At 61.6% G+C, this 25416-nt stretch carries 24 protein-coding genes; 5 read left to right on the top strand and 19 right to left on the bottom strand.

Going from position 1 to position 25416, the window contains the following annotated elements; all coding sequences use genetic code 11:
- Positions 1-29: 29 nt before the first annotated feature.
- Together C4N04_RS09045 and tal are read right to left on the bottom strand one after the other, a co-directional pair.
- A complete protein-coding gene (locus tag C4N04_RS09045) occupies positions 30-698 on the bottom strand; it encodes a DUF1345 domain-containing protein (protein ID WP_086156474.1) in 669 nt (222 codons plus the stop codon).
- 93 nt (positions 699-791) lie between these two features.
- Positions 792-1754, bottom strand: coding sequence for a transaldolase (gene tal, locus C4N04_RS09040; RefSeq protein WP_106795895.1), 963 nt, complete (start codon positions 1752-1754; stop codon positions 792-794).
- A gap of 422 nt (positions 1755-2176) precedes the next feature.
- Between tal and C4N04_RS09035 the strand changes: the two genes are divergently transcribed.
- Positions 2177-3157, top strand: a complete 981-nt coding sequence (locus C4N04_RS09035; protein WP_096763731.1) for a sugar-binding transcriptional regulator — start codon at positions 2177-2179, stop codon at positions 3155-3157.
- A gap of 22 nt (positions 3158-3179) precedes the next feature.
- Here the strand turns inward: C4N04_RS09035 and C4N04_RS09030 are convergent, their stop codons facing one another.
- Together C4N04_RS09030 and C4N04_RS09025 are read right to left on the bottom strand one after the other, a co-directional pair.
- Complete coding sequence (locus C4N04_RS09030; RefSeq protein ID WP_106795894.1) at positions 3180-4052, bottom strand: bifunctional helix-turn-helix domain-containing protein/methylated-DNA--[protein]-cysteine S-methyltransferase; 873 nt, start codon at positions 4050-4052, stop codon at positions 3180-3182.
- A 77-nt stretch (positions 4053-4129) separates the two neighbouring features.
- Positions 4130-4627, bottom strand: a complete 498-nt coding sequence (locus C4N04_RS09025) for a DUF2244 domain-containing protein (RefSeq protein ID WP_096763733.1) — start codon at positions 4625-4627, stop codon at positions 4130-4132.
- On the opposite strand from C4N04_RS09025, the gene nth reads away from it, so the two are divergent.
- Positions 4626-5432: an endonuclease III gene (nth, locus tag C4N04_RS09020; RefSeq protein ID WP_170961445.1), complete on the top strand. Its 807-nt coding sequence runs from the start codon at positions 4626-4628 to the stop codon at positions 5430-5432. The two genes, C4N04_RS09025 and nth, sit on opposite strands and share 2 nt — an antisense overlap.
- On the opposite strand, the gene C4N04_RS09015 is transcribed toward nth, so the two are convergent.
- Positions 5397-5975, bottom strand: coding sequence for a TetR family transcriptional regulator (locus C4N04_RS09015; RefSeq protein ID WP_096763735.1), 579 nt, complete (start codon positions 5973-5975; stop codon positions 5397-5399). The genes nth and C4N04_RS09015 overlap by 36 nt on opposite strands.
- An 80-nt stretch (positions 5976-6055) precedes the next feature.
- Here C4N04_RS09015 and C4N04_RS09010 point away from each other — a divergent pair, with 80 nt between their 5' ends.
- Positions 6056-6481, top strand: coding sequence for a VOC family protein (locus C4N04_RS09010; RefSeq protein WP_096770572.1), 426 nt, complete (start codon positions 6056-6058; stop codon positions 6479-6481).
- Between the two features lie 3 nt (positions 6482-6484).
- Here C4N04_RS09010 and C4N04_RS09005 read toward each other — a convergent pair whose 3' ends face one another.
- Positions 6485-7198 carry a sulfate transporter family protein gene (locus C4N04_RS09005; RefSeq protein WP_039622358.1) on the bottom strand — a complete coding sequence of 238 codons (714 nt, stop codon included), beginning with the start codon at positions 7196-7198 and terminating at the stop codon, positions 6485-6487.
- A gap of 235 nt (positions 7199-7433) precedes the next feature.
- Between C4N04_RS09005 and C4N04_RS09000 the strand changes: the two genes are divergently transcribed.
- A complete protein-coding gene (locus C4N04_RS09000; protein ID WP_038691442.1) occupies positions 7434-8288 on the top strand; it encodes a MurR/RpiR family transcriptional regulator in 855 nt (284 codons plus the stop codon).
- 137 nt (positions 8289-8425) lie between these two features.
- Here C4N04_RS09000 and C4N04_RS08995 read toward each other — a convergent pair whose 3' ends face one another.
- From C4N04_RS08995 to C4N04_RS08955, 9 genes are all read right to left on the bottom strand, one after another.
- Complete coding sequence (locus tag C4N04_RS08995) at positions 8426-10009, bottom strand: FGGY-family carbohydrate kinase (RefSeq protein WP_077990803.1); 1584 nt, start codon at positions 10007-10009, stop codon at positions 8426-8428.
- A complete protein-coding gene (locus C4N04_RS08990; RefSeq protein WP_038691446.1) occupies positions 10009-10698 on the bottom strand; it encodes an HAD family hydrolase in 690 nt (229 codons plus the stop codon). The genes C4N04_RS08995 and C4N04_RS08990 overlap by 1 nt, the downstream gene beginning before the upstream one ends.
- Before the next feature lie 58 nt (positions 10699-10756).
- A complete protein-coding gene (locus C4N04_RS08985; RefSeq protein ID WP_077990804.1) occupies positions 10757-12238 on the bottom strand; it encodes a mannitol dehydrogenase family protein in 1482 nt (493 codons plus the stop codon).
- An 83-nt stretch (positions 12239-12321) separates the two neighbouring features.
- Positions 12322-13320, bottom strand: a complete 999-nt coding sequence (locus tag C4N04_RS08980; protein WP_077990806.1) for an ABC transporter ATP-binding protein — start codon at positions 13318-13320, stop codon at positions 12322-12324.
- Positions 13321-13336: 16 nt separating this feature from the next.
- Positions 13337-14167 (bottom strand): carbohydrate ABC transporter permease, encoded by an 831-nt coding sequence (locus C4N04_RS08975; RefSeq protein WP_039622366.1) that lies wholly within the window; start codon positions 14165-14167, stop codon positions 13337-13339.
- Position 14168: 1 nt separating this feature from the next.
- On the bottom strand, positions 14169-15041 hold the full coding sequence (locus tag C4N04_RS08970; RefSeq protein WP_038691454.1) for a sugar ABC transporter permease: 873 nt from the start codon (positions 15039-15041) through the stop codon (positions 14169-14171).
- A gap of 135 nt (positions 15042-15176) precedes the next feature.
- Entirely contained in the window at positions 15177-16487 is a 1311-nt protein-coding gene (locus tag C4N04_RS08965; RefSeq protein ID WP_077990808.1) for a sugar ABC transporter substrate-binding protein, read from the bottom strand.
- 145 nt (positions 16488-16632) lie between these two features.
- Positions 16633-17586 (bottom strand): sugar-binding transcriptional regulator, encoded by a 954-nt coding sequence (locus tag C4N04_RS08960; protein ID WP_096763740.1) that lies wholly within the window; start codon positions 17584-17586, stop codon positions 16633-16635.
- Between the two features lie 114 nt (positions 17587-17700).
- Complete coding sequence (locus tag C4N04_RS08955; RefSeq protein WP_170961448.1) at positions 17701-18279, bottom strand: exopolysaccharide biosynthesis protein; 579 nt, start codon at positions 18277-18279, stop codon at positions 17701-17703.
- Positions 18280-18559: 280 nt separating this feature from the next.
- Here C4N04_RS08955 and C4N04_RS08950 point away from each other — a divergent pair, with 280 nt between their 5' ends.
- Entirely contained in the window at positions 18560-19477 is a 918-nt protein-coding gene (locus C4N04_RS08950; protein ID WP_106795893.1) for an ROK family protein, read from the top strand.
- A gap of 259 nt (positions 19478-19736) precedes the next feature.
- On the opposite strand, the gene C4N04_RS08945 is transcribed toward C4N04_RS08950, so the two are convergent.
- The 4 genes from C4N04_RS08945 to C4N04_RS08930 all read right to left on the bottom strand — a co-directional run bounded on the left by C4N04_RS08945 (position 19737) and on the right by C4N04_RS08930 (position 25367).
- Positions 19737-22886, bottom strand: a complete 3150-nt coding sequence (locus C4N04_RS08945) for an efflux RND transporter permease subunit (RefSeq protein ID WP_096763742.1) — start codon at positions 22884-22886, stop codon at positions 19737-19739.
- A gap of 24 nt (positions 22887-22910) precedes the next feature.
- On the bottom strand, positions 22911-24050 hold the full coding sequence (locus tag C4N04_RS08940; protein ID WP_106795892.1) for an efflux RND transporter periplasmic adaptor subunit: 1140 nt from the start codon (positions 24048-24050) through the stop codon (positions 22911-22913).
- Between the two features lie 49 nt (positions 24051-24099).
- Positions 24100-24708, bottom strand: a complete 609-nt coding sequence (locus tag C4N04_RS08935) for a TetR family transcriptional regulator (protein WP_077990815.1) — start codon at positions 24706-24708, stop codon at positions 24100-24102.
- Between the two features lie 227 nt (positions 24709-24935).
- Complete coding sequence (locus tag C4N04_RS08930) at positions 24936-25367, bottom strand: OsmC family protein (RefSeq protein WP_004668726.1); 432 nt, start codon at positions 25365-25367, stop codon at positions 24936-24938.
- Positions 25368-25416: the final 49 nt, after the last annotated feature.

The raw sequence follows: 25416 nt of genomic DNA, 5'->3' as shown, positions 1-25416 counted from the left end.
CGATTTTCGCAGCCGCTGCGACACGCGCATTATAGCAGGCTTGCGCCAACATTGATCGCCAGCGCCAGGATCGTCGTATTGAACAGGAAAGACAGCACGGCATGCAGCAGCGTCAGCTTGCGCATGCCGGTCGACCCGACGGCGACATCCGCGGTCTGCGCCGCAACACCGATGGTGAATGAGAAATAGAGGAAGTCCCAATAGCCGGGCTCTTCGATTCCGTCGGGAAACTTCAAGCCGCTCCCTTCGTCCATCCCGCCATAGAAATAATGGGCATAGTGAATGGTGAAGAGCGTGTGCAGAAAAACCCAGGAGATCAGGATCGTCAGCACCGCGCCGCCTGCCCGCGCGAGCGCCACGTCGGGTGTAGCCTCCTTGATCGAATGAAGCTCGAGGCCGATGCCGGCGATGCTCGCAAGGGCTGCGCCGATCGAAAGCGCCAGAAGAACCGTATCGGAAAAATCGAGATCTTCGGCGCGTTCGCGAATGCTTTCGACCGTCGCCCGCAGCATCTTGCGCCAGCTGAGCACGATAAACACGCCGGCGCTCGCATTCCATCCGAACAGGATGTTGCGGGCGCTGACCTCACGCGATGTCATCAGCAAAAAGACCGCCAGCCCAGCCAGGAAAGCGATGATGAAGCTTGCATGTCTTCGGAAAAATGTCGCCAAAGGAATTGCCCGCTCCTCTTGCACTATCGTCGCCTCCGGCCGCATAGGCCGTTGATATCAGCACGAAAAAGGCGCGGAGGCCAGCCGGCCTCCGCGCCTCCAATTGTTTGCGCGCCTCGATCAGGCGGCGGCGAGCTGCAGTTCTTTCTGCACCATGGTGCGCAGCGTCGTCAGGTCCTTGGCGAAGGCACGGATGCCTTCGGCGAGCTTTTCCGTCGCCATCGCATCTTCGTTCATCATCCAGCGGAAGGTCTTCTCGTCAACCGAAACCTTGGCGTCGGGCTTGCGGCTCTCCGGCGAGAGCTTGCGCTCCAGCTTGCCTTCATCCTTGGAAAGCTCGTCGAGCAGGGCCGGGCTGATGGTCAGCCGGTCGCAGCCGGCAAGGGCTTCGATTTCACCGGCATTACGGAAGGAGGCGCCCATGACGATCGTCTTGATATCGTTCGCCTTGTAGTAGTTGTAGATATCACGGACGGAGATGACGCCCGGATCTTCCTCGGCGGTATAGTCCTTGCCCGTCGATTTCTTGTACCAGTCGAGAATGCGGCCGACGAAGGGCGAGATCAGGAAGACCTTGGCATCGGCGCAAGCGATCGCCTGGGCCTTGCTGAAGAGCAGCGTCAGGTTGCAGTCGATGCCTTCCTTCTGCAGCACTTCGGCGGCGCGGATGCCCTCCCAGGTGGAAGCGAGCTTGATGAGAATGCGGTCCCGTTCGATGCCGCGATCCTTGTAAGCGGCAATGATCGAGCGCGCCTTGGCAAGTGAAGCCTCGGTGTCGAAAGACAGATCGGCGTCGACCTCGGTCGAGACACGGCCGGGGACGAGCTTCACCAGCGCAGCGCCAACCGAGATGGCGAGGCGATCGGCGACGGCGGAGACGGCTTCGGGATTGCCGCCCTGATTCTTGCCCCAGGCGACGGCTTCCTTGATGGCGTCCGCGAACATCGGCGTGCCGAGCGCCTTCAGCACGATGCTCGGATTCGTCGTGCAATCCACCGGCTTCAGGCGCGCGACGGCCTCGATGTCGCCGGTATCGGCGACGACCGTGGTAATCTCGCGGAGTTGGTCAAGCTTGGATGTCATGGTCAATAATCCTTGTTGAACTTGGGCTGCGACCGGCGCGAGTTCCGCCCGGCAAAGGTGATCTACCGACAGGTTGTCTGCATGCTGCAGGCGAAAATGCGCACATCCGTCTCGGATGATTCATCAACGTCAAGGACAGTGGCCGTGTTCCCGCAGGCAAACCGCAGGCCGAACGCAAGCGATGTCGCCTGCGGCCGGAAGGCCGGTCGTGACTTTCGGTATGCCCGCACTATGTCCTCCTCGGACGGACAGAACGACTTCGTGTCGGCCGGACTATCGCCATTCGCCCGATGAAAAGTCAAGGACATTTGTGCATTTCAATTGACATAAGTGTCACACCCGTCATTATCCCGGCAACAAACGCGCCGCGACAGCCGTTCATCCCTGATGGGATTTAGGGCAGGAATTCGGCTGGAGGAGAAGTGGTCAAGCTCAAACGCGGCACGCACACCGCCTATTCCGAGGCATCCTCGCTGCGGCTGCGAGCCGCATGGCTCTATTACAACGAGGGCCTGACCCAGAAGGATGTCGCCGAACAGCTCGGCATCAGCCGCACCACCGTCATCCGCCTGCTCGACGAGGCGATGAAACGCAGCGAAGTCCAGATCTGGATCAACGATTCGATCGGCGACTGCGTCGAGCTTTCGGTGAAGCTGGAGCGCGCCTACGGCCTCGACGAGGCGATCGTCGTCCCGGCGACCATCCAGGGCGACGTCGATTCGCTGGCAAAGAATGTCGGTCTGGCGCTTGGCCAGTTCCTCTCCGAAGCCATCCCCGATGACTATACGATCGGCGTCGGCTGGGGCCGCACCATGACCGCCTCGCTGGCGAGCTTTCGGCCGCCGCGCCGGACCAATTGCAAGGTCGTCTCGCTGCTCGGCGGCATCGTCGCCGTCCACCAGACGAACCCGATCGATTACACGTGGCGGCTGGCCAATCAACTCGGCGCCGAATGTTACATGTTCCTGGCGCCGCTTCTGGTCGATTCCGTCGAAACCAAACGCAATCTCATCGAGAAGTGCGGCTTGGACACGATCTACCGTCTCGCCGAGAATCTCGACCTGGCGATCGTCAGCTGCGGCGATATCGGCCCGCATTCGACCTCGCTGTCGGAAGGCTGGATATCGAAGGCGGAACTGCAGGAACTGATCGATGCCGGCTGCGTCTGCGACACCATGTTCAACTTCCTCGACAGAGATGGCTATTCGGTCGACCACTCGATCAATCGTCGGGTGATGTCCGTCGATCTCGATACGCTGAAGGAAGCCAAGCACATCGTCCTCTCCTCCGGCGGCGCCCACCGCGCCGTCGCCATCCGCGCCACGATCAAGCGGATCGGCTGCAACACGCTGATCACCGACGAAAGCGCGGCGCGAGCGCTACTGGAATTGGCGGAGCGATAGGCGACGAACGACCTGCGCCCGCTCAGGCGTGCGCCGATTCCCAGCCGAGCATCGCCCGCTTGCGAGTGAGGCCCCAATGGTAGCCCGTCAGCGCGCCGTTCTTGCCAAGCGCGCGATGGCACGGCACGACGAAGGAAATCGGATTGGCTCCGACGGCGGCGCCGACAGCGCGCATGGCGGTCGGCCGACAGATATCCCTGGCGATATCGCTATAGGTTACCGCCTTGCCGAACGGGATCTTCAGCAGGCTCTGCCAGACGCTGACCTGGAAATCCGTGCCGATCAGGACGACCCGCAGCGGCTGGTCCGAGGTCCAGCGCCCCGGCTGGAAGATGCGCTCGGCATAGGGAGCCGTCGCCTGCCGGTCCTCGATGTATTCCGCATTCGGCCAACGGCAGGTCATGTCATCCAGGCAGGCCTTTTCGTCGCCGCTGTCGCTGAAGGCAAGGCCGGCGAGACCGCGATCCGTGACCATGACGAGAGCCACGCCGAAGGGGCAATTGTGGAAGCCGTAGCGGATCGTCAGGCCGCCGCCCTTCGCCTTCCATTCGCCTGGAGACATCGCCTCATGGGTGACGAAGAGATCGTGCAGGCGGCTCGGGCCGGAAAGCCCGACCTCGATCGAGGTTTCGAGCAAGGGCATCTCTTCCTTGCGCAACAGCCGCTTGGCATGGTCGAGCGTGACGGCTTGCAGAAAGGCCTTGGGAGAGAGGCCGGCCCAGCGGGTGAAGGTCTTCTGAAGCTGCGTTGGAGACTGGTTCAGCCGCGCCGCGATCGCTTCCAGCGAGGGCTGGTCGCGATATTCTTCGCTGATGAGTTCGATGACCCGACGGACGGTGTCGTAGTCGGGGCCGCCGGGGGTGATATCTGTGTCGAGCTTCGCGATCATATTCATCGTTTTTCTCCTTTAGACAGGAGATAATCAAGGGCCGGCGGCCAAACCACCCGATTCTTGCGCCTCTGGTGATCGGTTCAGAGACGCTGCTTGACCGTGGCAAGCGCCCCTTTGAAAGCCTTGGCGAAACTCTCGCGATCATCAGGGTTCAGGAAGGAGCCGATATCCGTGCGCCGGCCCTCGCCGAAAATATGCATGGAGAGGATGCCGATTTCCTGATGCCGGCGGACGAGGAAACGCGCCCAGAACGGGTTGAAATGATGCTCCACCATCCGCCCCGACGGCGCAAACTTACGCACCGATACGTCGGTGCGCGACACCGTGACTTCCTCGCGCGCCCTTCCGGAGCGGTAACTCAGCCAGAAAGCACCGTAAAGCAGGAGGAAATCCAGCCCGAAGAAGAAGCCGATCGGCCAGGCGCCGGTCGCGGTGAAGAACATGCCGTAGAGAAAGCAGACGGCGCCCGACAAAAAAAGCAGCACCTTGAAGCCCTTGCGCCCGAGCGATCGGTGGGGAAAGAGTTCGGCTGCGAAAACAGGCTTTTCGTTGAAGCTGTTGGCGTTGCTTTCCATCATGGCCGTTGAGTATAGATTCTCCATGGCGAATCCGAAACTCAAATCCGTTGGCAAACCCTCGCAAAACTCGAATGTCATCACACGCCGCAAACCGGCAGCGGCGGTGAAAACCGCCTATTCCGTGGCTGAGCGCGAGGAGATCTTCCGCCGTTTCTCGGTGCAGCGGCCGGAACCGAGGGGCGAACTCGAGCACACCAACCCATTCACCCTCGTCGTCGCCGTGGCGCTCTCCGCCCAGGCTACCGATGCCGGGGTCAACAAGGCGACGCGAGCGCTCTTCAAGGTCGCCGATACGCCGCAGAAAATGCTCGAACTCGGCGAAGAGAAGGTCCGCGACTACATCAAGACGATCGGCCTTTATCGCAACAAGGCCAAAAACGTCATCGCGCTCTCGCAGATGCTGGTCGACGAATTCGCGGGCAAAGTACCGGAAACCCGCGAGGAACTGGTCCGCCTGCCCGGCGTCGGGCGCAAGACCGCCAATGTCGTGCTGTCCATGGCCTTCGGCCAGGCGACGATGGCGGTCGACACCCACATTTTCCGCATCGCCAACCGCATCAGGCTCGCCCCCGGCAAGACCCCCGACGAGATCGAGGCGCGGCTGATGAAGGTGGTTCCGAAACAGTACCTCTATCACGCTCATCACTGGCTGATCCTGCACGGCCGCTACACCTGCAAGGCACGCCGCCCCGAATGCGAGCGCTGCGTCATCGCCGACATCTGCAAATCGCCGGAGAAAAGTTGGGATATTCCGGCGCCCCTCGTCGAGCTACCGCCGCAGGTGATCGGCGAGGCCGTCGAGTAAGACGGCGATCGCCCGCTCGTAATCCCGCCTGTCCCCGCCGGCGTCGATCGCGATCGCGGCGCGGTCGAAAGCCGCCGACAGCAGCGATGTCAGCGGGTCGAGCAAGGCGCCTGCCTCCGGCAGAAACGCCGCAAGTCCTTCGCGTAAACTCTTTTCCGCATTCTCCGCATCCAGTGCGGCGGCCGCCGGCAATCCGAGAACGGCAGGCGCCTCCATCAACAGCAGCTGTGTTCGTCCTGGCTGCCCCATTGCGGCGAAATAGGCCGAAGCGCCGGCGATCAGCGCAGCCCGCGGCCCTTGTTTCGGCGCCGAAGACGCTTCGATTGCCTTGGCCACGTCCTGGGCCTCGCACTTTATCACCGCTTGAAACAGTGCCTTCTTGTCTTCGAAATGATGGTACAGCGCCCCGCGCGTCACCCCTGCCGCCGCGACGATCTCAGGTGTAGCCGTTTCGGCATAACCCTTCTCGACGAAGATGCGCCGCCCGGCGTCGATTAGCGCCTGCCTTGTCTGCTCGGTTCTCTCGCGATTGCTGCGGCTCATACCGTCTCTTTACATACAAACTGCATGTATGTTAATACGCAAAAACATACAGACTGTATGTAAAAGGAGGGAAGCAAGAGATGAAATCGACCAGCTACTATCCTGTCATCATGACGCGCGACGTTGAGGGCACCGCCGCCTTCTACTGCGCCCACTTCGGCTTCAAGGCGCTTTTTGAAAGCGACTGGTACGTTCACCTGCAATCAGCCGAGGCGGAGCATGTCGCGCTCGCCATCCTCGACGGCAGCCACGAGACCATCCCTGCCGCCGCGCGTGGCGAGGTTCGCGGCTTGCTGCTCAATTTCGAGGTCGAGGATGTCGATCGTATCTACGAGGCCTGCCGGAACGCCGGCCTGCCGATTTTGAGAGAGATCCGCGATGAGGATTTCGGCCAGCGGCATTTCATCACCGCTGACCCCAACGGCGTGCTGATCGACATCATCAAGCCGATCCCGCCGAGCGCGGAATTCGCCGCGATGTACGACGCCTCCGCCCTGCCCGGCTGAGACTCAGGCTCGCGAACCGGTGTCGCGAGCCGCAATCAGCTTGTGCAGATGCACCATCATGCCGGCGGCAAACAGCGGCGTCAGCAGATTGACGAAGGGGATCATCAGAAACAGTGCAATCAGCAGCCCGCCGAGAAACACGGTGGGCGCATGCTTGGCGCGAAAAAGCCGCGCCTCCTGCGGCGGACGGAAGCGCATGGCGGCGAATTCGAAGAATTCCCGTCCAAGCAGGTAGCCGTTCACCAGAAAGAAGGCGACCAGATTGACGCCGGGGATGAACAGCAGCAGCAAGGCGACGATATTGCCGAGGATCACGACGCCGAGGAACTTGATCGAGCTTGCCATGGCAGGACCGAGCGGCATGGCGGTGCCCGGCGCGTCCGTGGGATAATCGCGCTTCTCGATGACATCGGCGACGTCGTCGAGAAACAGACCGGCGATCAGCGCCGTTACCGGCGACAGCAGCAGCGCTAGCATCAGCGCAAGGCCGATGCCGGCAAGGATTGCGAAGATCAGCGCGAACCACCCCGCCCAGTCCGGCATATCGGGAAAGAAACTCGTCAGCCAGGGAAAGAGGAAGGCCATGAAGACCCCGCGCAATGCAAACCAGAGACCGACCAGCACCAGAATCGTCAGGCCGAGCACTTTCCAGAAGACCGAACGCGTTTCCGGCGCGAACAGGTTGGCGAGCGATAGTCGAGCGGCGTCAAGGATCATTTCTTCAGCGTCTCCAGTTGCGCAGAAGATGTAGGAAAGGCGAATGCCACCGACAAGAGAGAATAAAATTGCAGGCAGTAATAGAAACTTGTCGCAATATAAGTGCTAATATAATATTATGCCCCATAGAATTAAGCATGGGCCTGAGAAGCAGCTTCCGAAAATAGTTGCAAAGACAAGGGATCGCCATAGCGCATCCACGGAACGCCTCTGAGGGAAGACGGGGGAGGCTGATGTGGAAGATTTTGTGCACAAACTCAGGCAATACGTTAAAAGCGGCACACCGGCCGAGCGTCGTATTGCGAAATATTTCTCCGAACACCTGAATGACCTGCCGTTTGAAACGGCCGCGTCGGTTGCCGACCGGCTGGACCTGTCGCCCATGACCGTCGGGCGTTTCCTGCGCGCGCTCGGTTACCAGGGCCTGGACAGCGTCAAGGTGGAGATCCGCGAGACCGTGACGACATCGCCGGCGCAGTTGCAGAGCGCCATGAGTGAACTGCATGCGGATGCTGCGGAAGGCAAACCGCTCGCCGTGCTGGTCGCCGAACAGATCCAGGCGCTCCATCATATCTATCATCTGACGGCGCAGCCGCACTGGTCCGAAGCTGTCAGCCTGATCAGTACCGCTCGTGAAGTCTCGATCGCCACCCACGCGCGGCTTGCAAGCCTCGCCAATCACTTCTGCCAGCGGCTGATACAGGCCCGCGACGGCGTACGCACGCTCGACGGCGCCGACAACCGTTTTGCCGACCTCTTTGCCCGGCCGGCGGTCGACGACGCCCTGCTCGTGATCATCGACTGTCGCCGCTTTGCCAAGGCGCGCCTGCTTGCCAGAACCGCGCGGCGCTACGGCTACAAGGTCGTCCTGATTTCACCGCAGCAGGCGGATTGGATGGCGGATCAATCCAACGTCATGCTGCCCCTGCCGCCCGCCCGCGCCCCCGATCTCGACAATCTTCCGCCGCTGATCGCCTTGCTCGATTGCCTGTCGGAGTCGGTCATCCTCGAAGTCGGGGAAGAGGCCGCGCTTCGCCGCCGCCGCATGCTGGAATTCGCAACCGTCCTCGGCGAGACGGCCAACCACTGATACAGATTTAAACTGCGCTTTCGGCGGCTAGAGCATGATGCCGAAAAGTGTGAGCGGTTTTCGGACGACATCATGCTCTAACTCTTTAATTTAGAACAGGATGATTTTAGGCCGACCGGGCCTAAAATCATCCTGTTCTAGCGCATCGCTTCGAGTTCCGCGCGGTGTCGATACATCGCCAGAAGACGGCGATAATCGTGATCGTAGAGCGCCTGCTTCGCCCTGTCGGGCAGCCGTTCCTGGCCGCCCGGATACATCGCCTCGCCGGCTGCCGCCAAATCCTTGTGCAGGCCGCAGGCGACCGATGCGGCGATCGCAGTGCCGAGCAGCACCGCCTCATTCATCTTCGGCACCACGACCTTGCAGCCGGTGGCGTCGCTATAGAGTTCCATCAGCACCGGGTTTTTCACATGCCCGCCGGCGACATGCAGTGTATCGGGCACATAGCCATATTCCTTCATCTTCTCCAGGATATGGCGAATGCCGAGCGCAATGGCCACTGCCGACCGCCAATAGAGTGCACACAGCCCATCGAAGGAGGTATCGAGCGTCAGCCCGCTGATGGCGCCGACCGCATGCGGATCGGCGCGTGGTGAACGATTGCCGTGAAAATCCGGCAGCACGAAAATGCGCTCCCCGAAAGCATCGCCTTCCTCGGCCCGCAATTCGGCAATGCGTGCGACGATCCTCTGGTGCAGCGCCGCTGTCGGCTCGCCGCCCGCCGCATGCATGCGGACCATATGGTCGAGCAGTGCCCCGGTCGCCGATTGTCCGGCCTCCACCAGCCAGGACTGCGGGAAGACCACTTCGTAATAGGGACCCCACATGCCATGGCTCGGTTTGCGGTCCTGCGAAAAGGCGACAATACAGCTCGACGTACCGGCGATCAGCGCCAGCTGATGCTCGCGTTTGATGGGATCGGCCGCATAACCGCCAAGTGCGCCGAGCGCGCCGGCATAGGCGTCGATCATCCCGGCCGAGACGTGGCAATCGGTGGTCAGCCCAAGGGCCGCCGCCGCCTCCGGTGTTAGCCGGCCGACGCTGCCGCCGACCGGCGTCGTCTCATCCGGCAGGCGCCCGCGCGCCTGAAGATCTTCGAGACCGATGCGCTGCAGGAAATCTTGCTGCCAGCCCTTTTCGAGATGGGCGAGATAATTCCATTTTGCCGTCAGCGTGCAGCGCGAGCGAGCCGGCGATCCGGTCGATTTCCATGTCATGAAATCGGCGAGATCGAAGAAGTAACCGGCCTTTTCCCATGTGGCGGGCAGCTTCTTCTTCAGCCACATCAGCTTCGGCATTTCCATTTCCGGCGACATCACGTGGCCGGAATGCTCAAGCACCGCATGCTCCGTCGCCGTGCAGAAATCGGCTTCCTTCAGCGCCCGATGGTCGAGCCAGACGATCGTATCGAAACGCTGCTCGCCGCCGGTGGAAACGCTGATCTGCCGGCCCTCGACGTCGCGCACGACTAGCGAACAGGTGGCGTCGAAACCAATCGCGCCGATCGAGGCGGCGGCAATGCCGGATTGCGCCATCGCGCTGCGCACCGCCGTGCATGCGGCCGACCAGATGTTTTCGGAATCGTACTCGGCGTGGTTTTCGCGCGGCCGGTTCATTGCAATCGGATGTTCGGCCTTGGCGAGCAGACGGCCGGCGGCATCGAAGACACCGGCGCGCGCGCTGCCGGTGCCGACATCGACCGCAACCACATGATCACGCATCAAATCTTGGTCCCGTCCAGCTTATGGTTGCGGACAAGGTGTATCAAATCCGGCATCGCGTCAAACACCACTTCCGGCGAAAGCCGGTCGAGTTCGGCACGATATCCGGCGAAATTCGCGTGCGATCCGCCGGTGAAGGCAAAGACAGTCATACCCGCCGCCTTGGCGGCGGCAATGCCGGCCGGACTGTCCTCGACGACCACGCAGGAGTGGGGTTCGACCTGCATCTCGCGCGCCGCATGCAGGAAGAGATCGGGCGCCGGTTTGCCGCGCTTGACCATCGTTGCGCTGAAGATGTCGGGCAGCCTGTCGAGAAGGCCGGTGACCGAAAGCGACAGCCGGATTCGCTCCATCTGGCTGGACGAGGCGACGCAACAGGGAATGCCGAGCCCGTCGATCGTCGCGGCGATGCCGTCGATCGGCTTCAATTCCGTGCGGAAGCGTGCGTAGAGATCGGTGCGGATTCGTTCGAGGAATTCCTCGCTGGCATGGATGTTGAATTCGGTTTCCAGCGTATCGATGAGCGTCGACAGACTGCGGCCGAGAAAGCGCTCATAGGCCTGATCTTCGTTGATCGAGACGCCGAGATCGTTCATCGCACCGACGAGGACGCTGATCGAGATCGGCTCGCTGTCGACGAGCACACCGTCGCAATCGAAGATGACCAGCCGTGGTTCAGCATCAGCCATGGAAGATCCAACCTGGGTTCAATTCGGACGCGCAGCAGATGCCGCCATCCAGTTTCCCTTACACTGCCAGCTTGCCGTCGAGATAGAGTTGCAGCGTCTCCCGCGTGCCCTTTTCCCACAAGGTTTTGAGTGCATGGGCGAAACGCTTGCGGAAGAGTTCGGATTTCGCCACCTCGCCGAAAATATCGTCGAAGACGAGAAAGGCCGACGGATCGTCCTTGGCCTTCAGCGCCGCCGCATGCAGCCGCTCGGCGCTGGCGTCGTTGAAGACGATATCCTTGCCGCTGTCGGTCTTGCCGGCGAAATAGCGGCACCAGAGTGCCGAGACCAGCGCCAGGCCGACGACGTCCCTGCCCTGACGCAGATTGTCGAGCGTTGACGGCAGGATAAATTTCGGCTGGCGGTTCGAGCCGTCCTGCGCCAGACGCGGAATTGTGTCGGCAATCTTCGGATTGAGCAGGCGATGCTCGATCAGGGCGAAATAATCCGTCAGCGACGTGTTCGGCACCGGCGGCACGATCGGAATGATCTCATCTTTCTCGAGCTTGGCCAGGAAGGCGCGAATCAACGGATCTTCCATGGAGTCATGAACGAAATGAATGTCCATCAGCGCCGCCGGATAGGCGATCGCCGCATGTCCGCCGTTGAGGATTCGGATCTTCATATGCTCGTAGGGTGTGACATCGGGTACGAAGGTCACGCCGACTTTTTCCAGCGCCGGACGGCCGGCGGTGAACTTGTCCTCGAGCACCCACTGCTTGAATTCTTCGCAATAGACCGGCCAATTGTCTTCGATGTCGAAATTGTCCCTGAGGAAATCGACCTCCCGCTGGCCGGTCGCCGGCGTGATGCGGTCGACCATCGCATTCGGGAAGGCGACGTTTTCCCGGATCCAGTTGGCGAAGGCCGGATCCGAAAGTGCCGCCGTGCCGACCACCGCATTGGCGGTGACGATGCCGTTGTGGGGAATATTGTCGCAGGACATGACGGTGAACGGACCGACGCCCTTTTCCCTACGCGCCTTCAGACCGGCGACAATCAGGCCGAAGACCGTCTTCGGCGCGCCGGGATTTTGCCCATCGGCGGCAATATCAGGATGGGCCGGATTGAACGTGCCCGACGCGTCGATGAAATAACCGCCCTCGGTGATCGTCATCGAGACGATGCGGATCTCAGGATCGGCAAGCCTGGCGATGATTGCGGCGGCATCGCCGACCGGCAGGATATCGATCATCGGCGCGGTGACGCGTGCCGCCGTCTTGTTGTTGTCCTGCTCGACCACCGTCGTCAGGAAATCCTGGGCCGCAAGCTTCTCCCGCATGGCGGCATCCGACGGCAGCACGCCGGCGCCGACGATCGCCCAGTCGTGATCCGTGCCCGCGTTGAAGAGATCGTCGAGATAGATCGCCTGGTGGGCGCGGTGGAAGTTGCCGACCCCGAAGTGCACGATGCCGGCTTTCAGCGACGCCCTGTCATATCCCGGGATGGCGGCAGTGCGCGCCGCGTCCGGAAGCGTTGCCAGCGATAATTTGCACGTCATGTTTCAGTCCTCTTGAAGGTCTTGCCGAAACGGCCGGGCGCCATCGCCCGGCTCGCATGCCTGCCCCCAGCCGGTTGCCTGCCTCAGACGGCGAGGCCGCCCTCGTTGAATTTATGAATGCGTGAACGGTCCGGCGTCAGATAGACCGTATCGCCGGCCTTGGCGGCAAAATCGCCGCTGCCGCGCGCCGTCACCATGCCGATGCCGTCGACATCGATATGCAGGAAGGTGTCGGAGCCGAGATGCTCGGCGACCACCACCCTGCCCTTCCAGTCACCGCTCTCCATCGACAAGAGCAAATGTTCGGGACGGATGCCGATCGTATGGGCGCCGAGCTGGGCGGCGTTCTGGCCCTTGATGAAATTCATCTTCGGCGATCCGATAAAGCCGGCGACGAACAGGTTGCGCGGCCGGCTGTAGAGCTCCAGCGGCGAGCCGACCTGTTCGATATTGCCGCGGTTCAAGACGACGATTTTGTCGGCCATGGTCATCGCCTCGACCTGGTCGTGGGTAACATAGACCATCGTCGTCTTCAGTTGCTGATGCAGTTCGCTGATTTCAAGGCGCATGTTGACGCGCAGTGCGGCGTCGAGGTTCGACAGCGGCTCGTCGAAAAGGAAGGCCGAAGGCTGGCGCACAATGGCACGGCCGATCGCGACGCGCTGACGCTGGCCGCCGGAAAGCTGGCGCGGCTTGCGCTCCAGATAGTCAGTGAGGTTAAGCACGCGGGCGGCATCCGTCACCTTGCGGTCGATCTCGGCCTTGTCGACGCCCGCCATCTTCAGCGGGAAGGCGATGTTGTTGCGCACGCTCATATGCGGATAGAGCGCGTAGGACTGAAACACCATGGCAAGGCCACGTTCCGACGGCGCCTTTTCAGTGGCGTCCCTGCCGTCGATGACGATCTTGCCGCCGGAAACATCCTCGAGACCGGCGATCAATCTCAGCAGCGTGGACTTGCCGCAGCCCGACGGGCCGACGAAGACGACGAACTCGCCGTCCTTGATGTCGAGATCGATCGAAGGGATGACCTTGGCTTCGCCGAAGACCTTGGAAACCTTCTGAAGGGTAATGCTGCCCATGTTTGTCTCCCTTTTCTTATTTCACTGCGCCGAAGGTCAGGCCGCGGACGAGTTGCTTCTGGCTGAACCAGCCGAGGATCAGGATCGGCGCGATCGCCATGGTCGATGCCGCCGAGAGCTTGGCGTAGAACAGGCCCTCCGGGCTGGAATAGGAGGCGATGAAGGCGGTCAGCGGCGCCGCCTTGGAGGCGGTGAGGTTGAGCGTCCAGAAAGCCTCGTTCCAGGCAAGGATGATGTTCAGGAGCAGCGTCGAGGCAATGCCGGGCACCGCCATCGGCGTCAGCACGTAGATGATCTCCTTCATCAGCGACGCTCCGTCCATGCGCGCCGCTTCGAGGATCTCGCCGGGGATTTCCTTGAAATAGGTGTAGAGCATCCAGACGATGATCGGCAGGTTGATCAGCGTCAGCACGATCACCAGCCCGGTGCGTGTGTCGAGCAGGCCGGAATTGCGGAACATCAGGTAGATCGGAATCAGCGCGCCCACAGGCGGCATCATCTTGGTCGACAGCATCCACATCAGCACGTCCTTGGTCCGCTTGGTCGGCGAAAACGCCATCGCCCAGGCGGCCGGGATTGCGATGATCAGGCCGATCAGCGTCGAGCCGAAGGAAATGACCACCGAATTCATGAAGTGGCCGAGATAGTTCGACCGGCTCTGCACCTCCGCATAGTTCTCCGTCGTCCAGTGGAAGAACAGGAACTGCGGCGGCGAAGCGATGGCGTCGGCTTCCGACTTGAAGCTCGTCAGGAAGGTCCAGAGGATCGGGAAGAAGATCAGGATGCCGAGCGTCCAGGCAATCGCGGTGACGATGACCTTGCGCTGCGTTGTGACTTTTCTGGCCATCTCAAGCCTCCAGATTCTTGCCGACGAGGCGCACGAGGAAGATCGCGACGATATTGGCAAGCACGACCGCGACGATGCCGCCCGCCGACGCGCCGCCGATATCGAACTGCAACAGCGCCTGCGCATAGACGAGATAGGTGAGGTTGGTACTGTCGGTGCCCGGCCCGCCATTGGTGGTGACGAGGATTTCGGCAAAGACCGAAAGCAGGAAGATCGTCTGGATCAGGATCACCACGGTGATGGCGCGGGCCATGTGCGGCAGGATGATATAGATGAATTTCGAGATCGCCCCGGCGCCGTCCATCTCGGCCGCCTCCTTCTGCTCCTCGTCGAGCGACTGCAGCGCAGTCAGGAGGATGAGGGTGGCAAACGGCAGCCACTGCCAGGCGACGATGAGAGTGACCGACAACAGCGGCGCATTCGCGAGCCAGTCGATCGGCTGCAGGCCGAACGCCTTGGCCAGATGCGCGAAGAGGCCGTTGACCGGGTTCATGAACATATTCTTCCAGACGAGCGCGGCGACCGTTGGCATGATGAAGAACGGCGCAATGACAAGGATGCGCACGATGCCCTGTCCGTACATCGGCTGGTCGAGCAGCAGCGCAAAGGCGATGCCGCCGATAACGGTGATGACGAGAACGCCGGCGACAAGCAGCAGCGTATTGATCAGCGCGGCGACAAAGGCCGGATCGGACAGGAAATATTCGTAATTCAGCAGACCGACGAAGCTCTCCATGCCCGGGCTGAGCAGATTGTAGTTCAGCGTCGAGAAATAGATCGTCATCGCGAGCGGAACGATCATCCACGCAAAGAGGAACAGCACGGAGGGCGCAATCATCAGGCGCGCGGAAGAGCGAGTGTGCAAGGTTGCCATAGCAATCACCGATCTGGTCTGAAGCGGGGAGCGGCCGCAGGAAAGCTTTGTCTGGAAAAGAGGCCGCCGATGCGGTTCGGGCGATCGGCGGCCAGAGGGGCGGATTGTCAAGGATCCGCCTCTTCTCAGGAGGTTTTATTTGATGTAACCGGCCTTGGTCATTTCCCGGGTCGCCAGCTGCTGTGCGCTCTTCAGCGCCTGATCGACCGAAATCTGGCCGGCAAGCGCTGCCGAAAACTGCTGTCCCACCGCAGTGCCGATGCCCTGGAATTCCGGGATCGCCACGAACTGAACGCCGACATAGGGGACCGGCTTGACGGTCGGCTTGCTCGGATCGGCCGCATTGATCGAGTCGATCGTCGTCTTGGCGAAGGGCGCTGCCTTCTGGTACTCCGCATTCGCATAGAGCGAGCTGCGGGTGCCGGGAGGTGCATTCAGCCAGCCTTCCTTTTCAGCGACGAGGTTGGTGTAGTCCTTGCTCGTGGCCCAGGCGACGAATTTCTCGGCAGCTTCTGCCTTCTGCGAACCAGCCGGGATGGCGAGGCTCCAGGCCCACAGCCAGTTGCCGCGTTTGCCAAGACCCTTGTCCGGGGCGAGCGCGAAGCCGACCTTGTCGGCGACGGTTGATTCCTTGGGGTTGCTGACGAAGGACGCCGCAACGGTCGCATCGATCCACATGCCGCACTTGCCGGTCTGGAACAGCGCCAGGTTCTCGTTGAAGCCGTTGGAAGAAGCGCCCGGAGGGCCGGCATCCTTCATCAGCTTGACGTAGAAATCGAGCGTATCCTTCCACTCGGGCTGATCGAACTGCGGCTTCCAGCTTTCATCGAACCAGCGGGCGCCGAAGGAGTTGGACATGGCCGTCAGGAAGGCCATGTTCTCACCCCAGCCGGCCTTGCCGCGCAGGCAGATGCCGTAGACTTCCTTGTCCTTGTTGGTGATCTTGCGGGCAGCGTCGGCAATGAAATCCCAGGTCGGAGCGTCGGGCATCTTCAGGCCGGCGGCGTCGAACAGGTCCTTGCGGTACATGACCATCGAGCTTTCGCCGTAGAACGGCGCCGCATAGAGCTTGCCGTCCATGGTCAGGCCGCTGCGGATTGCCGGCAGCAGGTCGTCGACGTCGTAATTGGCGCCGAGATTGTCGAGCGGCAGCAGCCAGCCCTGTTTTGCCCAGATCGGAACTTCATAGGTGCCGATCGTCAGAACATCGTACTGGCCGCCCTTGGTCGCGATGTCGGTCGTGACCTTCTGGCGTAGCACGTTTTCTTCGAGGGTGACCCATTCGAGATCGATGCCAGGATTCTTCGCCTTGAAGTCATCAGTCAGCTTCTGCATCCGAATCATGTCGCCGTTGTTGACGGTCGCGATTGTCAGCGTCTCGGCCGAAGCCATGCCGGCAAACGCCAATACTGAGCAGGCGCCCAGCAAAAAGGTTCTCAATGTCATATCTTCCTCCCAGAAGACGAGATGTGAGCATTCGCTTTGCTCATGAGCAATTACTCACCAAGAGGCAATAAATGTCAATCGGCAATCGTTGCTGCGATGCCGAACAGCTTACCTATCCAATTGATTTAGAAAAAGAATTTTTTGCTCAGTTCTTGAGCAAAAACTCAGCAGTCTCTTCGTCTGTGATTAATCCATTGATCTGATGGCCGACGACGGCAGCCTTGATCGCCTTGAATTTACGTTTGCCCTTGGCGAGCCCGATAACCATCGACGCCTCGCGGGACGGGATCGGCGCCGACGCGACACGCTCGTTAATCGGGTTGTCGAGCAGCCGCCCGTCTACGTCGAAAATCCAGCCGCAAATCTCGCCGACCGCGCCACCGCGCATCAGCTCCATCATCTCGTCCTTCTCGAGAAAACCATCGACGCAGAGCGGCCCGTCGATGCCGAGTTCGCCGATGCCGACGAAGGTGACGTCGGCCTGTGCGCTCATGTCGAGCGTCGAACGCACAAGCTGCTGGCCGTGCAGCAGTTCCCGCTCCTCGGCTGAGGTGACGAGAACCGGCAGCGGCATCGGAAAATGCCGCGCCTTCACCGCATCCGCCATGCTGAAGATGACGTTGTAATAGGCGGCCGAGCCGTCTGGCGCGATATTGCCGGTCAGCGAGACGATACGGTGATTGGGACATTCGATGGCCGGAAGCTGGTCCACGGCCGCCTTCAGCGTACGGCCGGTGCCGACCGCAAGCACGATCGGCTCCGGCCGCTTCAGCCAGCGCTCGATCTCGGCCGCCGCCGCCTCGGCGATGCCGATGGTGGTCGACGAGGAGCCCGGATCGCTCGGCACCACCTCCACATGTTTCAGTCCGAATTTCCGCCGCAGCTGATTGGCAAGCTCGAGGCAGGCGGCAATTGGATGATCGAGCCGCACCTTGATCAGACGCTCGGCAACCGCAAGCGACACCAGCCGCTGCGCCGACTGCCGCGAAATGCCCATTGCGGCGGCGATTTCATCCTGCGTGCGCCCGGCGACGTAATAAAGCCAGCCGGCACGGGCCGCATCGTCGAGCCGTGCAGGGGTCTCGGATCTTTTTGCCATATGATGCCTACCGCGCAAAATGAGCCGGCTTGCCGACGCCGGCATGAGGTGAGTCTCTGTCGCGCCAGATCAAAACAAAATTCGCGAAAATGTCGAGCCTGTTGAGACCGACACTCAAGCGAACCATTGCATGACGAAAAAGATCGACGCCTTGGCGAGACCGTAAATTACGCCGCCGGCGATGACTAGTGACACGGTTGTCATGATAAAGCCGATAAGCGCGAAGAGCCCGTCACGCCCCATGATGCCGAAAGCGAAAACCGAGATGGTGATCGCCGGCAGGATGTTGCCGAGCGGAACCGGCAGCACCAGCACGATCGAAAGCAGCAGGCAGGCGAGGCCGGCGAAATATTCCGCCGGCGGCTCGGCGAAAATCGCAAGCCTCGGCTTCAGCATGCGTTCCGCCCAGGCGAGCCAGCGGTGGATGCGGCCGACGATCGTCTCGAAGTCTTCCCGCCGCATCGAACGGTTTGCAATCGCCTTCGGCAGCCAGGGTTTGAGTCCGAAAGTCAGCTGCACCGCCAGGAAGACCAATGGCGCACCGAGCACGGCAGACGTGCCGGGCGGCGTCGGGAACGCATTTGGCAGGGCAAAAATCAGCATCAGAGCGCTGATCGCCCTGTCGCCCATTGTCTCGAACAGATCGCCGATCGAAACCCATTCCCGGCTTCGGTCGCCTGCCAGCTGCCGCAGGACGGCTGAGAGGCGGCGACCCTTGGGGCGTGGTGGACGTGGTCTTCTGCGTCTATCGGAATCGGCGTTTTCGGTGGTCATGTTACCGGTGAATGATGGAAGTGCAGGTTCTGATTTTGGCCGCGCAATATGCCAATTGAATGACTTGTGGGACGAATAGCTGCTGGAGGCGATGCCGCTTCTCTTTTAGCAACAAGTCCACGGCGGGCGGCGAAATGAAGGCTTGTAATTCCCCGCCAACAGTGCGAGCACCAAAGACCAGAGAAACGGCAGAGTGGCAATGATCATTTCATTCGATATCGGCGGCTCCGCCATCAAGGGCGGCATCGCCCACTCCGAGACGGACATTGTTCCCCTCGGCCGCCGCCCGACGCCCAAGAACGATTTCACCGCTTTTGTCGAGACCCTGCGCGCCATCATCGCCGAAACCGGCGAAGCGCCGAACCGCATTGCGCTGTCCATCGCCGGCGTCGTCGATCCCGAAACGCAGCGGCTGATCTGCGCCAACATTCCCTGTATCCATGGCCGCACGCTGGCCGCCGATCTTGAAGCCGATCTCGGTCTGCCGGCTCTGATCGCCAACGACGCCGACTGTTTTGCAATGGCCGAGGCCGGGCTCGGCGCCGGCGTTGGCCACCGCATCGTTTTCGGCGCCATCCTCGGCACCGGCGTCGGCGGCGGCCTGGTTGCCGATGGGCGCCTCGTCAACGAAGCCGGCGGCTTTGCCGGCGAATGGGGTCATGGCCCGATCATCGCGTCAGCAGCCGGCAATCCGCCTGTCGCCACTCCCGCCTACGCCTGCGGCTGCGGCCAGAAAGGCTGCGTCGATACCGTCGGCGGCGCCCGCGGTCTAGAGCGGCTGCACAAGACGCTGCACGACCTCGACCTTTCCAGCGAAGAGATCATTGGCCAATGGCGGCAAGGCGAGGAAAAGGCGACACGCACCATCGACGTCTATGTCGATCTCGTCGCCTCGCCCCTGGCGCTGACAATCAACATTACCGGCGCGACCATCGTGCCGGTCGGCGGCGGCCTGTCCAATGTCGAACCCTTGCTTGCCGAACTCGACCACGCCGTGCGCGCCCGCATCCTGCGCAAGTTCGATCGCCCGCTGGTGGTGCGCAGCCAATGCCGCATCGAACCCGGCCTGATCGGCGCCGCACTGCTGGGACTGAAGGCTGAGGCAGCCGCTCATTAGATGTGAGCTTTCAGGAGGTTGTCGCCATTCGGTGCTGATCGAGAGAGCGAGGCCTTCGAGCCCGAGATCGCTGAAATCGACCGCAACGCGGCGGCTGTCGCCGAGCGTCAGACAGGCCGATTTGATGCCATCGGTCCTGTTTCTTGGGGCGTTTCACGGAAGCGCGGATCGCCCGACTCGCTACTGCGCTTTTATTTCCACGCACGCTTTGACAGGATTACCAACAAAGGAAAACGGCGCGGCTTTCGCCGCGCCGCCTTCACTCGGCTGCCAACGCCGGCGGATGTCGGTCATCCGCCTCTTCCTGGATGGCGTCGGCATCCCGACCTGGCTCATCCTTTGCCTTCGGCTCGCGGCCGAAGAAAAGGGCGTAACCGGCGGGCAGAACCAGAATGGTGAGCACTGTCGCAACGAGGATGCCGCCCATCATCGCGTAGGCGAGCGGACCCCAGAAGACGCCGCGCGAGATCGGAATCAGCGCCAGAACGGCGGTCAGCGCCGTCAGCATGATCGGCCGGAAACGCCGCACGGCCGCACCGACGATCGCCTCCTGGCGGTGCATGCCGGCCTTGATATCCTGGTCGATCTGATCGACGAGGATGATCGAGTTGCGCATGATGATGCCGAGCAGCGCGATGACGCCGAGGATCGCCACGAAGCCGAAAGGCGCCCCGCTGATCAGCAAGGCGGCGGCCGCGCCGATAATGCCGAGCGGTCCGGTGGCGAGCACAAGCATGGCCTTGCCGAAATGCTGCAGCTGTATCATCAGCAGCACGATGATGACGGCCAGCATGATCGGCGCCTTGGCGGCGATCGACATCTGGCTTTCCGCCGCATCCTCGGCGCCGCCCTGGATTTCGACGTTGTAGCCGGCTGGTAGGCTGTCGCGCAGGTCCTTCATCTCGGCATACATCTTCATCACCACGTCGTTCGGCTGCACGCCATCCGGCAGCGTCGCCCGCACGGTGATCGTCGGCAGCCTATCGCGCCGCCATTCGATGCCCTGCTCCATGATAGGCACGACCTTGGCGACCTGCGAGACCGGCACGAAGCCGCCGAAATCGGTGGGCACATAGACCGAATTGACCGCCGACAGCAGCGAGCGGTTGGCATCCGGCTCGCGGGCGACGATCGACACCGTCTCCTCGCCGTCGCGGAAATCGTCGAGCGCAGCACCCGACATGGCGGTCTGCAGCATCTGGCGCACACGCTGCGAGGTGACGCCGAGCGCGCGGGCGCGGTCCTGGTCGATCACCAGCTTCATCGCCGGCACCTGTTCCAGCCAGTCGTCATGGATGGCGCCGAGCATCGGATTGGCCTGGAACCGCGCTTTCACCTGATCGGCGATCTCACGCACTTCCTTGCGGTCCGGCCCCATGACGCGCATCTGCACCGGCCAGCCCGTTGGCGGCCCGAGGAACAGGCGGTCGACCTTGCCGCGGATGTCAGGAAAATCTTCCGCAAGGATCGTGCGCAGCTTGACGATCAGCCGTTCACGCGCCGGTTCGTCATTGGCCATGACGAGAAGCTGGGCGAAGTTCGGATTGCGCAGCTGCTGGTCGAGCGGCAGGAAGAAGCGCGGCGCGCCTTCGCCGATATAGGTGGCAATGAACTTCTTGTCGGGATCATCCATCATCTTGGCTTCGAGCGCCTTTGCCTGCACCTCGACTTCCCTAATGCTGGTGCCCTCGGGCAGCCAGAGATCGACGAGGATTTCCGGCCGCGAGGATTGCGGGAAGAAATTCTGCGGAATGAACTGGAAGGCCCAGAGGCTGGTGGCGAAGGTGCCGAGCGTCAAGACCAGCACGATGACCCGGTGGCGAACCGCCCAGCCGACCGTGCCGCGCAGTCGGCGATAGAAGCCGGTGTCGAAGGCATCATGATGCTCGCCGCCGGCGTGATGGCGCTGCTTGAGGATCATGTAGCCGAGCCATGGCGTGAAATAGACCGCGACGAACCACGAGGTCACCAGCGCGATGCCGACGACATAAAACAGCGAACGCACATATTCGCCGGCCGTCGATGCGGCGAAGCCGACCGGAATGAAGCCGGCCGTGGTGATCAACGTTCCCGTCAGCATCGGGAAAGCGGTCGAGGAATAGGCAAAACTTGCCGCTTCGATCTTGACGAGCCCCTCCTCGAGTTTTCGCTCCATCATCTCGACGACGATCATCGCATCGTCGACGAGCAGGCCGAGCGCGATGATCAGCGCCCCGAGCGAAATGCGCTGCAAGTCGATGCCGAGTTCGTACATCAGCGCGAAGGTGGCGGCGAGCACCAGCGGAATGGCGATGGCGATGACGAGACCCGAGCGCCAGCCGATCGACAGAAATGAGACGACGAGCACGATGACCAGGGCTTCGCCGAGCGCATGCATGAATTCGCTGATCGCATCCGTCACCACGTCGGGCTGGTTGGCGATCTGGTCGACGGCGACGCCGTAGGGCAGCGCCTCCTCGAAGCGCTGATAGGTCGCCTCCACATCCTTGCCGACATCGGTGACGTTGAAGCCCTTGGCCATCACGACGCCGACCTGAACGCTGTCATGGCCGTTGAAGCGGTACTTGCGCTGATAGGGGTCCTCGAGGCCGGAACTGACGGTTGCGATATCGCCGAGGCGCGTCACCTGGCCGCCGGCACGAAGGCGCAGCTCGCGGATATCGGTCGCCTTCTTGACGTCGCCCTCGACGGAGATGCGGACCGAGCGCAGGCCGGTATCGACGGAGCCGGCCGGATCGACATTGTTCTGGCCCTTGACGGCATTCTGCAGGTCGAGGATCGTCAGGCCGCGCTCGGCGAGCGCCTTGGACGAGACGTCGATATAGATCTTCTCCGGCTGGTCGCCGATGATGACGGCCTTCTCCACGCCCGGCGTCGTCAGCAGCATGTCGCGCGCCTGGATGGCGAATTTCTTCAGTTCCGGATAGGAGTAGCCCTCGCCGCTGATCGAGTGCAGCGTGATGAAGGTATCGCCGAATTCGTCGTTGAAATAAGGGCCGAGCAGGCCCTGCGGCAGCTCGCTGGAGATATCGCCGACCTTCTTGCGCACTTGGTAGAAGGCATCCGCCACGTCTTTCGAATTCGTGTCGCCCTTGACCTGCAGGGTGATGATCGCGCTACCCGCCCGCGTATAGGACTTGACCCAGTCGATATGCGGGGTTTCCTGCAGCTTGCGCTCGATCTTGTTGACGACCTGGTCTTCCATCTCCTGGATGGAAGCACCCGGCCAGATCGCCTGCACGACCATGACGCGGAAGGTGAATTCCGGATCCTCGCGCTGGCCCATACGCATCAGGCCGAGTACACCGGTGATGATGATGAGGCCGAAGAGGAAGCGGGCGATGCTCGGATGGCCGATCGCCCAGCGCGACAGATTGAAGGGCCGCTTTTCGGTGGTGTTGGCGTCCATGGTCATGTTCCCTTTACGACGCGATCAGCGGACGGTCTGGTCCGTGGCGGCCAGGGCCGACTGCTGGTCCGGCACCTTCACCTTCAGGTTCTCGCTCATGAATTGCGTGCCGGCAGCAACGACGAGATCGCCGGTATCGAGGCCTTCGGTCACGTGCACGCCGTCGCCGGTGAAATCGGCGACCTTGATGTCGCGGCTATGCACGGTCGCCGTGTCGCGGTCGACGGTCCAGACCATCTGCTTGCCGTCCTTTTCAGCAAGCGCGCTGAGCGGGATCGAGACATAGCTGTTGCCATTGCTGATATCGGCTTCGATCGTCGCCGTCATTCCGAGAAGCACGCGCGGATCGTTCGGCAGGCTCACCCGAACCGCAAAGGTGCGCGACTGCTGGTCGGCGCTGCCGGAGACTTCACGCACCGTGCCGTCGAGTACCAGTTTGTCGTCGGCCCAGAAGCTTGCCTTGACCGTCTTGCCGGGCTTGAATTCGGCGATGTCGTTTTCCGGAACCGCGATCTGCACTTCCTTCTCACCATCGACGGCAACAGTGATAACGGCGGTGCCGGAGCCGACGACCTGGCCGATGTCGGCATTGATTGCGGTCACGATGCCGTTCTGGCCGGCCTTGAGATCGGTATAGCTGACCTGGTTCTTCGCCTGGTCGAGCGCGGAAAGCGCGGCATCGCGCTGCGAAACTGCCTGGTCATGGCTGAGGGCGGCCTGTTCGAGCTGCGACTTCGGAGCGACGCTCTTGTCGAAGAGCTGCTCGGCGCGTTTGTTGGCAAGATCGGCGGTTTCAACGCCCCTTTCGGCTGCCGCGAGATTGGCTTCCGCCGTCTTGACCGCCAGTTGGTAGTCCGTGGCATCGATGCGGGCGAGAGTGTCACCCGGCGTCACCCGATCGCCAATATCGACGAGGCGTTCGGTGATCTTGCCGGCGACCCGAAATCCGAGGTTCATTTCCGTGCGCGCCTTGACCGAGCCGGAATAATCGAGTTTGCGGGTGTCGCCGGCCCTGGCGATCTCGACGACCTTCACCGGCCGGATGACCTCTGTCACCTCGGCCTTCTCCTCCGAGCAGGCGGAAAGGCCGATGCCGAGGGCGCTGACGAGCACGAGGCCGGCGGCGGACGGCATGCGGTGGCTGAGGGTCTTGAGCGAAAACATCTTCCGCACTCCTGGATCGTTTCGGGGATTTGACGGCGGCTGCCGTCCACTATTTCTTCAGCGCCCTGATCACATAATCGATCAGTTCGTCGACGCTCGCGCGGTTGGTTTTGGCAAGACATTGCGCCACCATCTGCGGGTGGACGAGATTGATCGTCGCGGCACCGAAGCAACGCGAGGCAACGACCGGGTCCTGCTCGGCAAACTCACCGGCAGCGATCCCTTCGGCAATGATTTCGGCAATGAGATCATGGACGCGATCGATATGTTTTTCGATGACATGCCAGTCGCGCTCGATCGCGACGATAATCATCTCGTGCACCTTCATCTCGTCGAGCATCAGATCGAGCGTCAACTGATGCTGGGTCTTGACATAACGGCGCAGCCGCTCGCTGGCGCTGACCGGCTGATGGCGGATGTCGTAGGCGATCTGATATGCGGTCGCGAGCATGCGCCCGCAAAGTGCCTGGTGGATCTCCACCTTCGACGCGAAGAACCGATAGATATTGGCCGGCGACATGCCGAGATCACGGGCAATGTCGGCCACCGTTGTCTTGCTGTAGCCATAGTGGCGAAACAGCCGCTCGGCCGCATCTAGAATGCGCGTGACATTCTCCTGCCGCGTGACGTCGAGTGTATTTTCCGCGATGTCGTTCATGGTTTTCGGCGTCCGAATTACGAATGACGATTTTTGAATTTCGTCAGTCGTAAAATATCAGTCGTCATTTGTCAACATGCGGGCACGCGAATGCGGCGCGAAGGGCTGCCATGGGAGCAGCAAAGCTGCATCAAACATAGCGAAGTTTCGGAAGGGTGAAGATCGGCGCCGGGAAATTGGAAAGTGCCGCGACAACTGAGCGCGGCACCTCGTCGGCGGTAGAGGAATTAGGCGAGCTTGACGTCAAGCGTAATCGGAACGGCGGCGAGCGCCTTGGAAATCGGGCAGCCGGCCTTCGCCTTATTGGCGAGTTCGGTAAAGGTCGCCTCGTCGGCGCCGGGGATGCGACCGGAGAGCGAAAGATGGATGGCGGTGACGGCAAAGCCGCCCTCGACGCTTTCGAGCGTCACCTTGGCGGACGTCTCCATATGTTCGGCTGTGAAACCGGCTTCACCAAGGATCAAGGACAGCGCCATGGTGAAGCAGCCGGCATGGGCAGCTCCGATCAGTTCTTCCGGGTTGGTGCCGGGAATGCCTTCGAAGCGGCTGGCAAAGCCGTATGGATAATCCTTCAGGGCGCCGCTCTGCGTCGAGATCAGCCCTTTGCCATCCTTGAGACCGCCGCTCCAATGAGCCGAAGCCGTGCGATTGATCTGCATGCCGTCCTCCTGTTTTCGATTGTGCTCTCAGCAAGCGGCAGGGCGCCGC

The organism is Rhizobium sp. H4 (genome assembly GCF_003013335.1).
GTDB classification, from domain to species: Bacteria; Pseudomonadota; Alphaproteobacteria; order Rhizobiales; family Rhizobiaceae; genus Rhizobium; species Rhizobium sophoriradicis.
The sequence above is the reverse complement of the archived record's forward strand: the minus strand, read 5'-3'. Positions and strand labels throughout refer to the sequence as shown.

Coding starts and splice junctions, on each gene's coding strand:
- C4N04_RS09010 (WP_096770572.1), top strand. CDS start 6,056: ATGAAATCGACCAGCTACTATCCTGTCATCATGACGCGCGACGTTGAG.
- C4N04_RS08930 (WP_004668726.1), bottom strand. CDS start 25,367: ATGCAGATCAATCGCACGGCTTCGGCTCATTGGAGCGGCGGTCTCAAG.
- C4N04_RS08975 (WP_039622366.1), bottom strand. CDS start 14,167: ATGGCCAGAAAAGTCACAACGCAGCGCAAGGTCATCGTCACCGCGATT.
- C4N04_RS08995 (WP_077990803.1), bottom strand. CDS start 10,009: ATGCGTGATCATGTGGTTGCGGTCGATGTCGGCACCGGCAGCGCGCGC.
- C4N04_RS08960 (WP_096763740.1), bottom strand. CDS start 17,586: ATGGCAAAAAGATCCGAGACCCCTGCACGGCTCGACGATGCGGCCCGT.
- C4N04_RS09030 (WP_106795894.1), bottom strand. CDS start 4,052: ATGAATATGATCGCGAAGCTCGACACAGATATCACCCCCGGCGGCCCC.
- C4N04_RS08970 (WP_038691454.1), bottom strand. CDS start 15,041: ATGGCAACCTTGCACACTCGCTCTTCCGCGCGCCTGATGATTGCGCCC.
- C4N04_RS09025 (WP_096763733.1), bottom strand. CDS start 4,627: ATGATGGAAAGCAACGCCAACAGCTTCAACGAAAAGCCTGTTTTCGCA.
- C4N04_RS08990 (WP_038691446.1), bottom strand. CDS start 10,698: ATGGCTGATGCTGAACCACGGCTGGTCATCTTCGATTGCGACGGTGTG.
- C4N04_RS09005 (WP_039622358.1), bottom strand. CDS start 7,198: ATGATCCTTGACGCCGCTCGACTATCGCTCGCCAACCTGTTCGCGCCG.
- C4N04_RS08940 (WP_106795892.1), bottom strand. CDS start 24,050: ATGTTTTCGCTCAAGACCCTCAGCCACCGCATGCCGTCCGCCGCCGGC.
- C4N04_RS08935 (WP_077990815.1), bottom strand. CDS start 24,708: ATGAACGACATCGCGGAAAATACACTCGACGTCACGCGGCAGGAGAAT.
- nth (WP_170961445.1), top strand. CDS start 4,626: ATGGCCGTTGAGTATAGATTCTCCATGGCGAATCCGAAACTCAAATCC.
- C4N04_RS08945 (WP_096763742.1), bottom strand. CDS start 22,886: ATGGACGCCAACACCACCGAAAAGCGGCCCTTCAATCTGTCGCGCTGG.
- C4N04_RS08965 (WP_077990808.1), bottom strand. CDS start 16,487: ATGACATTGAGAACCTTTTTGCTGGGCGCCTGCTCAGTATTGGCGTTT.
- tal (WP_106795895.1), bottom strand. CDS start 1,754: ATGACATCCAAGCTTGACCAACTCCGCGAGATTACCACGGTCGTCGCC.
- C4N04_RS08980 (WP_077990806.1), bottom strand. CDS start 13,320: ATGGGCAGCATTACCCTTCAGAAGGTTTCCAAGGTCTTCGGCGAAGCC.
- C4N04_RS08950 (WP_106795893.1), top strand. CDS start 18,560: ATGATCATTTCATTCGATATCGGCGGCTCCGCCATCAAGGGCGGCATC.
- C4N04_RS08985 (WP_077990804.1), bottom strand. CDS start 12,238: ATGACGTGCAAATTATCGCTGGCAACGCTTCCGGACGCGGCGCGCACT.
- C4N04_RS09015 (WP_096763735.1), bottom strand. CDS start 5,975: ATGAGCCGCAGCAATCGCGAGAGAACCGAGCAGACAAGGCAGGCGCTA.